Source organism: Streptomyces beihaiensis, from assembly GCF_026274175.1.
Classification (GTDB): domain Bacteria; phylum Actinomycetota; class Actinomycetes; order Streptomycetales; family Streptomycetaceae; genus Streptomyces; species Streptomyces beihaiensis.
In genome coordinates this window covers 1-12,513 of the sequence record NZ_JAPHNL010000091.1, presented here as the reverse complement: position 1 = coordinate 12,513, position 12,513 = coordinate 1, and the positions used below count along the sequence as shown (strand labels likewise).

Annotated in this window: 10 protein-coding genes and 1 pseudogene; 5 read left to right on the top strand and 6 right to left on the bottom strand. The window is 69.8% G+C overall.

Annotated features, from left to right (window positions below):
* Positions 1 to 242, bottom strand: a pseudogene (locus OFY01_RS10760) (Fe-S oxidoreductase); the annotation flags it as partial.
* 363 nt (positions 243 to 605) lie between these two features.
* Positions 606 to 2,081: an MFS transporter gene (locus OFY01_RS10755; RefSeq protein ID WP_266598665.1), complete on the bottom strand. Its 1,476-nt coding sequence runs from the start codon at positions 2,079 to 2,081 to the stop codon at positions 606 to 608.
* Between the two features lie 88 nt (positions 2,082 to 2,169).
* On the opposite strand from OFY01_RS10755, the gene OFY01_RS10750 reads away from it, so the two are divergent.
* Positions 2,170 to 2,799: a TetR/AcrR family transcriptional regulator gene (locus OFY01_RS10750; RefSeq protein WP_266598664.1), complete on the top strand. Its 630-nt coding sequence runs from the start codon at positions 2,170 to 2,172 to the stop codon at positions 2,797 to 2,799.
* Positions 2,800 to 3,060: 261 nt separating this feature from the next.
* Positions 3,061 to 3,831 carry a DUF2127 domain-containing protein gene (locus OFY01_RS10745; RefSeq protein ID WP_266598663.1) on the top strand — a complete coding sequence of 257 codons (771 nt, stop codon included), beginning with the start codon at positions 3,061 to 3,063 and terminating at the stop codon, positions 3,829 to 3,831.
* A gap of 131 nt (positions 3,832 to 3,962) precedes the next feature.
* Here OFY01_RS10745 and OFY01_RS10740 read toward each other — a convergent pair whose 3' ends face one another.
* The 3 genes from OFY01_RS10740 to OFY01_RS10730 form a co-directional block, all read right to left on the bottom strand.
* Positions 3,963 to 4,739, bottom strand: coding sequence for an ABC transporter permease (locus OFY01_RS10740; protein ID WP_266598661.1), 777 nt, complete (start codon positions 4,737 to 4,739; stop codon positions 3,963 to 3,965).
* Entirely contained in the window at positions 4,736 to 5,695 is a 960-nt protein-coding gene (locus tag OFY01_RS10735) for an ATP-binding cassette domain-containing protein (RefSeq protein ID WP_266598659.1), read from the bottom strand. The genes OFY01_RS10740 and OFY01_RS10735 overlap by 4 nt, the downstream gene beginning before the upstream one ends.
* Positions 5,696 to 5,830: 135 nt before the next feature.
* Complete coding sequence (locus OFY01_RS10730) at positions 5,831 to 6,493, bottom strand: DUF4097 family beta strand repeat-containing protein (RefSeq protein WP_266598657.1); 663 nt, start codon at positions 6,491 to 6,493, stop codon at positions 5,831 to 5,833.
* 256 nt (positions 6,494 to 6,749) lie between these two features.
* Between OFY01_RS10730 and OFY01_RS10725 the strand changes: the two genes are divergently transcribed.
* The 3 genes from OFY01_RS10725 to OFY01_RS10715 all read left to right on the top strand — a co-directional run bounded on the left by OFY01_RS10725 (position 6,750) and on the right by OFY01_RS10715 (position 11,673).
* Positions 6,750 to 7,481: a helix-turn-helix domain-containing protein gene (locus OFY01_RS10725; RefSeq protein WP_266598655.1), complete on the top strand. Its 732-nt coding sequence runs from the start codon at positions 6,750 to 6,752 to the stop codon at positions 7,479 to 7,481.
* A 158-nt stretch (positions 7,482 to 7,639) separates the two neighbouring features.
* A complete protein-coding gene (locus OFY01_RS10720) occupies positions 7,640 to 10,630 on the top strand; it encodes a glycosyl hydrolase family 8 (protein WP_266598653.1) in 2,991 nt (996 codons plus the stop codon).
* A 302-nt stretch (positions 10,631 to 10,932) separates the two neighbouring features.
* Entirely contained in the window at positions 10,933 to 11,673 is a 741-nt protein-coding gene (locus tag OFY01_RS10715; RefSeq protein WP_266598651.1) for a class I SAM-dependent methyltransferase, read from the top strand.
* A 60-nt stretch (positions 11,674 to 11,733) separates the two neighbouring features.
* Here the strand turns inward: OFY01_RS10715 and OFY01_RS10710 are convergent.
* Positions 11,734 to 12,513 (bottom strand): hypothetical protein (locus OFY01_RS10710; protein ID WP_266598649.1); only part of this gene is annotated, 780 nt, incomplete at its 5' end.

The window sequence follows — 12,513 nt, the reverse complement described above, 5'->3', positions numbered from 1 at the left end:
TAGAAGCCGATGGCCACGAACCAGTGCGCGACACCGACGACGCCCCAGCGGTTCATACGGGTGTGGCCGAGGAACTCGCGGACCAGGGTGACCGTGCGGGCGTAAGGGTTGTCGGTGCGCAGGCCGCGGGGAACGGGTTGGCCGAGCCGCAGCTGGTGGAAGATCTGCAGGAGCGCCCTGCCGAACAGCGCGAAGCCGACCGCTATCAGCGGCAACGAAACGATGATTGCGACGAGTTGCATGGGGTCTCCTCGAACCGGCGACCGATCAACCACTACGGCTACTAAGCGGTAACTTGAGTGTTCCGTCTGAGGCTACCCACTCGACGCTCCGTACGCAGCCGTCGGCCGGGTGATCTGCGCCGCTGTTCCGCCGCTCCAACACCCGCTCCCCGAACGGAACTTGCCCGGACCAGCGCCGGGGAGCGTGCTCGGTAGATGAGCGCTTGGGCGATCTTGCGGGCGCATGCTTCCACGTGATGGAGACATGGGGCAAGCGAACTCGCCGAGCCCGACCGGCTGTTGACCGCCGTTCGGCGACACCGCGTACGCGACGACGTCACCCTGTACCGGCTGAGCTGACGCGTACCGGCGCTCGGGACGGCCTCAGTCGCTCAGCGCGGGCGCGGACTCGGCCCCGGTCCCGGCCGCGGGCACCGGCGCGGGGGCCGTCCGCCCGACGGGGCGCGACGGACGTGCGAGCGAGTGGATGACGAGGGCCGCGACGAGCGTGAGCATCAGCGACACCCCGAGGACCCCTTCCATGGAGTGGGTGTAGCCGAGGGCGCCGTGGCGGTCGCCCAGGAGGCCGAAGAAGACGGAGCCCAGGCCGGTGACGCCCGCCGCGGAGGCGAACTGCTGCGTCGTGGTGAGTACGCCGGAGGCGGTACCCGCACGACCGGTGTCGATCTTGCTGAGGACGGTGCCGAAGAGGATCGGGATGGCGAGGCCGTTGCCGAAGCCGACCAGCATCATCGGGACGACGATCCGAGGCGCGTCGGCGTGCACCCCCGACAGCTGCAGCACGAGGACCAGCGCGCCGTAGCTGAGCACACTGATCGAGAGGCCGATCGTGATCAGCCGCGGTCCGATCTTCGCGGCCACCTTCTGCGCCCGGATCGACGCGAGGGCGAACGCGAGGCCCAGCGGCATGAAGGTCAGTCCGGCCTCCAGCGGGGTGAGTCCGAGCCCGCCCTGCATGAACAGGCTGAGGGCGAAGGTGAAGCCGAAGTATCCGGAGAACAGCGCCATGGTGACGACGAGTCCGCGCGAGAAGGCGGTGTCGCAGAACAGGGTGAGGTCGAGCACCCGCTGACGGCCGCGCCGGCTGAGCGAGCGCTCCCACAGCAGGGTCAGGGCCAGCGCGGGCACGGACGCGCCGAGGCTGAGCCAGGTCCACAGCGGCCAGCCTTCGGTGCGGCCCAGGGCGAGGGGTGCCAGGGCCATGGCGAGGCTGCCGGAGAGCCCGATCACACCGATCGGGTCGAGACCCGCCTTGCGCGCCGGGGCGATGCGCGGCATCAGCGTGGAGGCGGCCGCCGCGGCGGCGAGGCCGATCGGCACGTTGGCCAGGAAGATGACCCGCCAGCCGAGACCGGCGATGTCGAACTGGAGGAGCAGCCCGCCCAGGACCTGTCCGGCGACCGAGCCGACGCCGATGGTCACACCGAACCAGGCGAGCGCCCGGGGGCGTTCCCGCGTGGGGAAGACCGCGGTGATGGTCGCCAGGATCTGCGGGACCATGGCGGCTCCGGTGAGCCCCTGCACCAGTCGCGCGGCCACGAGCTGGCCGGGCGACTGCGCCAGACCGCACAGCAGCGACGCAGCGGTGAAGGCCAGTGTCCCGAAGAGGAACATCCGCCGGGTGCCGAACAGGTCGCCCATGCGCCCGCCGGTGATCAGCCCGCTGGCGTACGTGAATCCGTAGCCGGCGACGACGAGTTCCAGCGCGGCCTGTCCCACGTGGAGCTGACGCTGGAGCGTGGGCCCGGCGACGTTGACGACGTAGAGGTCGAACTGGGCCATGAAGAGCGCGGCGAGCAGGGTGGGCAGCATGCGCCAGCGCTGAGGATACGGGGTCACCGCGGGCCTCCACGAGCTAAACGAGAGGAGAATTGCATTAGAGTGGAGCGTGGCACGAGTGGAGGTACTAATGCAAGAGGAATCTCATTTGGCTGTCGGTGACTCGGACACCACGCCGGACACCGCGCCGGGCACCCGCCGCCCCGGCGGCCGCACCGCCAGGAACCGCGAGGCCGTCCTCGAAGCCGCCCTGGAGCTGCTCTCCGAGCTCGGCTACGCCGCCACCTGCGTCCAGGACATCGCGAACCGTTCCAAAGTCGCCGCCTCGACCATCTACCGGCGCTGGGGCAACCGCGACGGCGTGATCCTGGACCTCGCCCAGACACTCGTCGCGGAACCCGCCGGCGCCCTCCCCGACACCGGAGACCTGGAACGCGACCTCGCCCTTCTCGGCCAGGTGATCGTGGACGTCATGAGCAGCCCGCGCGGCGGCGTCGTACAAAGCGCCCTGGTCGCCGCCGGGGTGGACTCGCCGACCGCCCGCAAGACGCTCGCGCAGATCGTCAACCGGCGTGTGGAGGACACCAAACTCATCGCGGAGCGGGCGATCGAGCGCGGCGACGTACCGGCCGGGACCGACGCCCGCCACGTCATCAACACGCTCGCCGCGCCGATCTACCACCGCTGGTACATCGGCGGCGAGCGACCCACCACCGAGGAACTGCACCGGTACGCGCGCGTGGCAGCGCACGCCGCCCGCTCCGGACTGCTCAGCTGACCGCCCGGGCGGCTAGGCCCTGTCTTCAAACTCCCGTCGTCGCCCGAAGGGCGGCCCGGCGGTGGCTGGTGCGTGCGATCGCAAGGCGCCGGGAAGTCCTAGTAGCGGAGCTACTCGGGCTTTTCGGCAACGCCGCGAGCGTGCGTGCCAGGCATCGCCGGGCAGGCGGGAGTTTGAAGACAGGGCCTAGTTCCGGCGGCCGTCCGCTAGGGTCCCGCTGACGCCGCCGTGCAGGATGCCGGGGCCACGGGGAGGAGCACGATGAAGATCGACTGGGACCGGCGGACCTGCGCGCGCCGTGGCCACCTCACCTACGCGCCTCAGGAGCAGAGGCTGCGCGAGCGGCTCGAGGCCGACACCGCGCTGGGTGAAGCCTGGCGCTGTCTGCGCTGCGGGGACTTCGTGCTCGGCGCGCCGCACGGATCCGGCCCCGCCCGCGATGCGCCGCTGGTGCCGCGCGGCAAGGCGCTGCGGGACCTGTTCATCCTGCGCTTCCTCGCCGTCGAACGCGTCATACGCGGGGTCTTCATCGTGCTGGTGGCGATCGCCGTGTGGAAGTTCAGCAACAGCCAGGACTCGGTGCGACGGTTCTTCGACGAGTACCTCGACGTCTTCCGCCCGGTCTTCCGGCACTTCCACTACGACCTGAACCACTCCCCGGTCGTCGGCAGCATCCAGAAGACCTTCGACTACAAGCACTCCACCCTGGTGACCGTCGCCGTGGCGCTGCTGGTCTACGCCCTGGTCGAGATCGTCGAGGGCGTCGGACTGTGGTGGGCCAAGCGCTGGGCCGAGTACCTGACCGTGGTGGCCACCGCCGCGTTCCTGCCTCTGGAGATCTACGAACTGACCGAGAAGGTCAGCTGGGTGAAGATCGCCACCCTCACGGTGAACGTACTGGCCGTGCTCTACATCCTTCTCACCAAGCGCCTGTTCGGCCTGCGGGGTGGGCGCACCGCGTTCGAGGCCGAACGGCACAGCGCCTCGCTGCTCGAAGTGGAGACCACGGCGGGGGTCGGAGCCACCACCTGACCGACGCCGCCGCCACCGACGGCCCTGCGCGGGCCGTCGCGTGTGCGCGCGGTGGCCGTGCACAACAAGGCGGCGCCCTGCGACGGCTGTCGCTGGGCGCCGCCTTCGGGCGTGCGGGGCGCATGGCCGGATCACCGTGGGTCGCGGTCGTACTGGGCCTTCGCCCAGCGGTGTCCGAGGACGGTCAGGGCGGCACACCAGGCCAGGGCGATCCACCAGTTGTCGCCGATCTCGGAGCCGAGGAGCAGGCCGCGCAGGGTCTCGATGCCCGGGGTGAAGGGCTGGTACCGGGCGATGGGCTGGAACCAGCCGGGCATCGAGTGCAGCGGTACGAAGGCGCTGGAGATCAGGGGCAGCAGGATCAGCGGCATCGCGCTGTTGCTGGCGCCCTCCGGGTTCGGGCTGGCCATGCCCATGCCGATCGCGATCCAGGTCAGGGCCAGGGCGAACAGGGCGACGAGACCGAAGGCCGCGAGCCACTCCAGGACGCTCGCGTCGTGGGAGCGGAAGCCGATGGCCACGCCCACCGCGCCGACCAGGACGACGCTCATGAGGCACTGCAGGACGCTGCCGACGACGTGTCCGAACAGGACCGAGCCGCGGTGGATCGCCATGGTGCGAAAGCGGGCGACGATGCCTTCGGTCATGTCGGTGGAGACGGAGACGGCCGTGCCGATGGTGGTGGACCCGATGGTCATCAGCAGGATGCCGGGCAGCAGGAACGCGACGTAGGCGGAGCGGCCCGTGCCGCCGCTCATCGCGCCGCCGAAGACGTAGACGAACAGCAGGAGCAGCATCACCGGGGTGAGCAGCAGGTTCAGGGTCATCGACGGATAGCGCCGGGCGTGCAGGAGGTTGCGGCGCAGCATGGTGGACGAGTCGCGTACGGCGAGGGACAGGGTGCTCATCGCAGGGCCTCCGTGGTCCGGTCGGTCTGGTGGCTGCTGTCGGTCAGGGCGAAGAAGACGTCGTCGAGATCGGGTGTGTGCACGGTCAGCTCGTCTGCCTCGATGCCTTCAGCGTCCAACTGGTCGAGGACGGACCGCAGTTCGCGCTGACTGCCGTCGCTGGGCAGTTGTAGGGCCAGCAGCTCGTCGTTGCGGACGGCCTCGGTGAGTGCGCCGGCGGCGCTCCGGTAGGCGGCCGGGTCGGTGAAGCGGAGCCTGATGTGGCCGCCGGGGATCAGCCGCTTGAGCTCCTCGGTGCTGCCCTCGGCGACGATCCGGCCTTCGTGCAACACCGCTATGCGGTCGGCGAGTTCGTCGGCCTCCTCCAGGTACTGGGTGGTGAGGAAGACGGTGACGCCGCCGGTGACGAGGTCACGGATGATCTGCCACATGGTGTGCCGGGCGCGTGGGTCGAGGCCGGTGGTCGGTTCGTCGAGGAAGATGATCCGCGGGTCGCCGACCAGCGTCATGGCGATGTCGAGGCGGCGCTTCATGCCGCCGGAGTAGGTGGACGCGGGCTTCTTCGCGGCGTCCGTGAGGCCGAAGCGGGCGAGGAGCTCGGCGGCGACCCGCCGCCCCTCCCGCTTGGGCAGATGGTGCAGGTCGGCCATGAGGAGCATGTTCTCCTCGCCGGTGATCAGCCCGTCGACGGCGGAGAACTGCCCGGTGACACCGATCCGGGCACGGACGGCCTGGGCGTCGACGGCGAGGTCGTGGCCCGCGACCCGCAGTTCACCGGCGTCGGCGGCCACGAGCGTGGAGAGGATCTTGACGGCGGTGGTCTTGCCGGCGCCGTTCGGGCCGAGCAGGGAGAAGACCGTGCCCTGGGGTACGGACAGGTCGATGCCGTCGAGGACGAGTCTGTCGCCGTAGGACTTGCGCAACTGCCGTGCGCTGATGGCTGGTTCGGTACTCATGGAAGGGTTCCTTGGGGACTTGGGGACTTGGGGACTTGCGGGACTCGGGGGATTCGGGGACTTGGGGGAGGACCGGGGGGGCGTGGGCGCTTGGGTGTGCGGGCGCTGGGGGGCGGGGGGCTGGGGTGGTGCCTCTCAGAGGCCGCGGGCGGTGATGTCGCCGTGGGAGGTGGTGGCGCGGATGCGGAGGGCAGGCGTGCCGTCGTTCTTGAGGGCGTTGGCGACGCGGCCGTAGGAGGTGCCGGCGTCGAGCGAGGCGCAGACGCCGTGGGCGGCGGTGACCGTGATGTCGCCCGACTGGGTGGTCAGTGTGAGAGCGCCGGCGCCGGCCTCGTCGACGGTGATGTCGCCCTTGTGGGTGCTGATCACGCCGTCGCCGGTCAGTCGGCCGACGGTGACGCCCTCGTAGGCGGCCAGGTTCAGGCCCGCGGCCTCGTCGATCTTCACCGCGCCGTGGGCGCCCTCGAAGGAGACGTGGCCCAGGCGTCCCACGACCCGCAGTTCGGCGGCGCCGGACCTGCCCTCGACGCGGGATCCGGCGGGCAGCTGGACGGTGACCTCGACGGCCCCGCTGTGGCCGAGGAGTGAATTCTTCGCGGCCGGTGCCGCGATACGCAGGACACCGTCCGCGTAGCCGACCTGGATCTCCTCGGCGGCCTTCGCGTCACGGCTCTTGGCGGGGTTGGCGGGCAGCACCTCGACGGTGGTGTCGGCGCGGTCGGCGGCGATGAACCGGACGCGTCCGGCCGGGATGTCGAGCACGGCGGTCACGGTGGTGGGGGTGTCGAACTTCTGCATGGTTCTGCTCCTTCAACCTGCCGGGCCCGGCCCCTTCGGCCTGGCGTTTCCGACAACGCAAAAGCTACGTTGCGTTCGAAGATCTGGCAACGAACGTGTTGCATAAAAAGCAGAGATATGCAGGTCAGGGTGGAAATATCATTGCAACGACCCAGAAGAGAACGCAACAACCCGCCTCCCATTCGTTGCAATGAGTAGACGGTTAACGCTATACTGGAGGCCGCCGATCGACGACACGAACGAAAGAGGGCGCACCATGCCGGGAGGCAGGCTCACCCAGTCCGAACGCCAGCAGATCGCCATGGGACTGGCCGACGGCCTCGCCTACGCGGAGATCGCCCGGCGCCTGGAGCGCCCCACCTCGACCGTCACCCGCGAGGTCATGCGCAACGGCGGCCCCACCGGCTACCGCGCCGACCTCGCCCACCGCGCCACCGAACGCCGCGCCCACCGCCGCCGCCGGCCGACCCCCCGCCACGCGAACACCCTGCCGCAGCCCTACGGGCGCGACATCGAGGCCGTGCGCGAGTTCGAGGAGACGCTGACCACCGTCTTCATCCAGACGGGCACGCCCACGATGATGGCTCGGGTCATGGCCTGCCTCCTCGTCAGCGACTCGGCGAGCCTCACCGCCGCCGAACTCGTCGAACGCCTCCAGGTCAGCCCGGCATCCGTCTCCAAGGCCATCGCGTTCCTGGAGAGTCAGAACCTGGTGCGGCGCGAACGCGACGAGGGCCGCCGCGAGCGCTATGTCATGGACAGCGGCGTCATGTACGAGTCGATGATGGCCAGCGCCCGCGGCACCGCCCAGGTCGCCGCCACCACCCGGCAGGGCGTCGCCGTCCTCGGCCCCGCCACCCCGGCGGGAACGCGCCTGGAGAACATCGCCCGCTTCATGGACTACGTGTCCGAGAGCCTCATCCGCGCCTCGGAGCAGGCCCGCGACATCCTGTACAGCACGTCGGCCGACTCCGACCCGGGCCAGTAGCGCGAGAGTTGCCGCCCGACGCGGCGTCCCGTGTCCCGTGTCCCGCCCGTGTCCCGTGAGCGTCACCGTGACGCACATCTTGACATGTACACCTGATGGTTAGGAAAGTTTCCTAACGAGGATTCCCCTCCCGCCTCCCTTCCCCGGCAGGAGATCTGATGAAGAACCACAGGCTCGGACACCTCACACACCTCACACACCTCAGCCACCTCACAGACCTCCGGCGCCTCGGACGCTGGACGGCGACCACAGCCGTCACCGCCCTTCTCGGCGCCGGTCTCTCCACCGCCGTAACGGCGGGAACCGCCCAGGCGGCCACCGCGTCCCGCCCGTTCCCCGCCCATGTCACCTACCAGCAGGGCGTGATGCCCTCCGCCTCTCCCTCCACCCGCGACGCGGCCGTGGAGAAGGCGTACGACTCCTGGAAGAGCAGCTACCTGGTGCACGGCTGCGCCGACAACGAGTACTACGTGTCGACCAAGGGCGATGACGACGCCCCCCACAACGGCACGGTCTCCGAGGCGCAGGGCTACGGCATGAACATCGTGCCGCTGATGGCCGGGTACGACCCGGACGCGCAAACCGAGTTCGACGGCATGTGGCAGCTGGTCAAGGACCACGAGGACCAGTACGGCCTGATGGAATGGCAGCTCGACGGCACCACCTGCGACTACACCGACTCGGGAACACCGGACGGTGCCACCGACGGCGACCTGGACATCGGATACGGCCTGCTCCTCGCCGACAGACAGTGGGGCGGATACCGCTCCGACGCGCTCGCCTGGCTCGGCCGCGTCTACCACCACGACGTGACCCCGGACGGCCACCTCAAATGCGAGGACGACGGCCCGGACACCGACACCCGCCCCTCCGACGACATGCTGGACCACCTTCGCGCCTTCGCCGCCTTCGACACGGCACACGACTGGAACAAGGTGATCGCCCGGATGGAGGCCCTCACCACCGAGTTCACCGACTCCTACTCTCCCGGCCCCAAGCTGATGTCGGACTTCGTCGTCGCCGCCGACACCACCAGCCCCAAGCCCGCCCCGGCCGACTACCAAGAGAGCCAGCCGGACGACATCGTCGGCTACAACTCGGTCCGGGTGCCCTGGCACATGGGAACCGACGCGCTGCTGTACGGATCCGACACCGCCGCCGTGTCGACCTCCGTCGCCAAGGCGGAGTCGGCGTGCTACAAGTCGGCGTCGGGCGGCGACCCGCTCAAGGTACAGCCGCACATCAGACTGAACTGCACCTTCGCCGACGTCTCCGGCGACACCCGGGCCGAGGAGGCAGGCGACTCGGCGGGCCCGGCCGCGATGGTCTCCGGCGACCAGGCATGGACCGACGCCATCTGGAACGAGCTGGGCAGCAACCCCTTCGGCGACGCGTACTACGGCGAGACCATCAAGATGCTGGTCTACCTCGTCATGGCCGGTGACTACTGGAACCCCACCGCGAGCGGCACCACAGGCCCGACGCAGCTGCTCGGCGACCCCGGATTCGAGAACGGCGCCGACGCCACGCCCTGGACGCAGTCCTCGACGCTCGGCTACGCGCCGGTCAACAACGACACGGCCGACGAGCCCGCCCACTCCGGGAGCTGGGACGCCTGGCTCAACGGCGACGGCAGCGCCGACACCGACACGGTGGCGCAGACGGTGACGATCCCGGCGGGATCCACCGCCGCCCTGTCGTACTGGCTGCACATCGACACCACCGAGAACACCGGCTCCGCGAAGCCGGACACGCTCAAGGCACAGATCCTGGACGGCTCGGGCAGCACGCTCAAGACCCTCGCCTCCTACTCCAACCTCGACCACAACACCGGCTACACCCAGCACACCTTCGACCTGACGGCGTACGCGGGGCAGACCGTGACACTGAAGTTCACCGGGACCGAGACCGACGCCGACGCGGGCACCACCGACTTCGTCCTCGACGACACGGCACTCGACGTCTCGGGCGCCACCGCCACCACCGCCTTCACCCAGGCGGACATCGACGACGCGGTGGCGGCCCCGCCCATCGCCTTCGCCGCACCCACCTCCTCCAGCCCGCGCCCCGGCACCAAACCGAGCAACGTCCGTGCCTCCGCCGCCTTGAACTACCTCGCCCTTGTCGACAAGGAGACACCCGCAGCGGAGTCGAGCACCGGGACGAGCGTGGACAGCGCGCTGCTGAGACAAGTGCGCAGCCTGATCGCCGGAGGCCACAAACCCGACGCCGACGGGGGCCTGGAAGGCTGGTCGCACGGCCTGGTCGCCCAGGCGCTGCTCCTGCTGAAGAACGGCCCGGCATGGAGCGAACTGTCGAGCAGCGAGCAGAACAAGGTGAGCCTGGTCGAGGAGGCGATGGGCTTCGGCGGCAACTACACGTACAACGACGCCAACGACTTCTCCTCAGGCATCTGCGGATTCGGCAACTTCCACAAGACCGCCAACCCCAACTTCCGCGACGGGTACGTCGACGCCGAACTCGCGGCGATCCAGTTCTTCGGCGGGGCCTCCCACTGGAACTCCCTGCTGGCCGGCTTCGACGCGAAGACCTTCGCCGGCACGCTCGACAACGCCGGACTCACGAACGCGGGCGGCTGCTTCACCGCCGTGGGCTCCGCGGCCGACTCCGCGATCCGCCCGGCCTTCGTCTGGGAAGGGCACGCGGCGTCCGACCCGACAGGCATCTGGAACCAACTCGCCGCCGACACCTTCGACAAGACCGTGACCAGTAAGGTCGCCGGCACATCCAACGGGGCCGACGTCACCGCGGCCATCGCCGACGGCACCACGAGCCCCGAACAGGGCAGGACGGGCATGGCCCACGAGTTCGTCTCCAAGGACTCCGGCGGCCTGCGCAGCTCCGCGCTGTACGCGTTCGAGGGCTGGATGAACGTCACCGCGAGCCGAGCCGCGATGTCCGCGCTGGGCAGCTTCTCCTGCGCGTCAGCGCCCGACGCCGGCCGGTACCTGGTCGGCACCAAGGACCTGATCTACAAGCTGCGCCACGGCTACATCAGCTACGCCAAGAGCCAGGACGGCATCCTGGTGGACGACCACGGCGACCCGTCCTCCGGCGGCCCGGCCGCCAAGGGCTACGCCTACGACCTCGATGCCTACGACGCGGTGCTGACACGGCAGCCCTGCTGACCCGACCCGCCCGAAGCGACACAGCCGCCGTCCGCCACCACGCCGAACCCGGCAGGCACCATGGCGGGCGGCCGGCCGCCCGCTCCACCACTGCTCGGACATCGCGCCCACATCACTTCGAGGCCGCCGGTGGCCAAACCCTCTCCCTCGGCACCAGCGCGGCGTGTACGTCGACGGTGTCCTGCCCTGTGGTGAGCGTCGCGCCATTGCGGCGCTGCCCCTTCCAGTCGAGGCGCAGGGCCGCCAAGGCCGCCGCCCTAATCGTGTTGACCACCCCCGGCAGGCGGTGCTGGAGTCGGCACGTGGACAGCATTCCCGCCAACCGGCGGCTCTGGAACCGGATCAGCGACGCCTACCAGCACGAGCACGACCCTCAGATCGGCGCCGCACCCCGGCTGTGGGGCATGTACTCGATCCCCGACGCGCAGCTGAACGCCCTGGGTGACGTCACCGGCAAACGCGTCCTCGAACTCGGCTGCGGCGCCGGCCAGTGGTCAAGGGCACTGGCCGCCGAGGGAGCCAACGTGGTCGGACTCGACCTGTCCGAAGCCCAACTCGCCGCGGCGGCGGGCGCGATGGGAGCGGCCCGCTACCCGCTGGTGCAGGCAGCCGCCGAACAACTGCCCTTCGCCGCAAACAGTTTCGACCTGGTGTTCTGCGACTTCGGCGGGCTCAGCTGGGCGGCCCCGCACCTGGCCGTCCCGCAGGCCGCACGCGTCCTGGGCCGAGGCGGACGCCTGGTGTTCAACGTCGCCAGCCCATGGTTCGAGGCATGCTACGACGAAGCCGCCGGCCGCGTGACCACGACGCTGCGGCAGGACTACTTCGGGCTGAACACCATCGCCGAGGGCGACGGCGCGACCAGCTACCAGCTCACCTACGGCGACTGGGTCAAGGTCCTGCGCGGCGCCGGTCTCGTCATCGACGACCTCGTCGAGCCGCGGCCCGAACCCGCAACGCTCAACGGCTACAACGAAACCGACCCGCCCGACTGGGCACACCGCTGGCCGGCGGAACTGCTCTGGGTGACCCACAAACCGTAGGGCCGGCGCGCCATCCCCTGTGTGGCACGCCGGCCCCGGTGGCACGCTGGCCCGGTGGCGCTACGGCAGCCGCTTCTCGTAGTACTTGTCCTTGTCGGAGTCGTAGACCAACCTGCCGTCGGCGCTGTACCCCTTGATATGAGGGGCCACGGTGACTTGGTGCTTCAGCACGCCCGAGCCGACGAACCAGCCGTGGTCCAAGGCGGCCCGGCTGGTGACACCCCCGTAGGAGACGGTCACCCGGGCCACCGACGGCTGAGCGGTTCCGATGACGCCCCATCGAAACGGCAGCTTCCAGTTGCCACGGTCGAGGTACGACTGCTGGTAGAGCTTGCCGCCGTTGATGTCGGCCATCACGGGGCCCGCGCCCGGCGGACGGTCGGATCCCGAGCTGATGTTGATACCCGCGGCCTGGCCGTTCTTGATGTCGCAGATCAACCGGGTCTGCTTCGGCCCCTTCTCCACCGCCACGACGTACATGCCGTCGCCGGGCGCGTTGGAGTCGCCCTTACTGTTCATCGCCAGGATGATCCGGTAGTTCTCCGCCGCTCCCAGGTCCGTGCGGAACTTGTCGGAAAGGCCGCCCGCGTGCGACCGGCTGTTGTACGCGATGCACTTCTCCAGACCGTCGACGGCCCTTGGGAAGGTGATCCCGTCGAGAAGCTGACCCTGCGTGGCCGGCCGCGCGGGCCCCGGCGGCGACGCGGACGCCGTCGGCGTGGGCGTTTGCGGCAGCCGCGGCGTGGCGTCGGCGGTCGGCGGCGTCGACGCCGCCATGTCCACACCTGCGTCCCCGTCGGCCAGCGCGTACGCGCCCACGGGCACCGCCGCCAGCGTCAC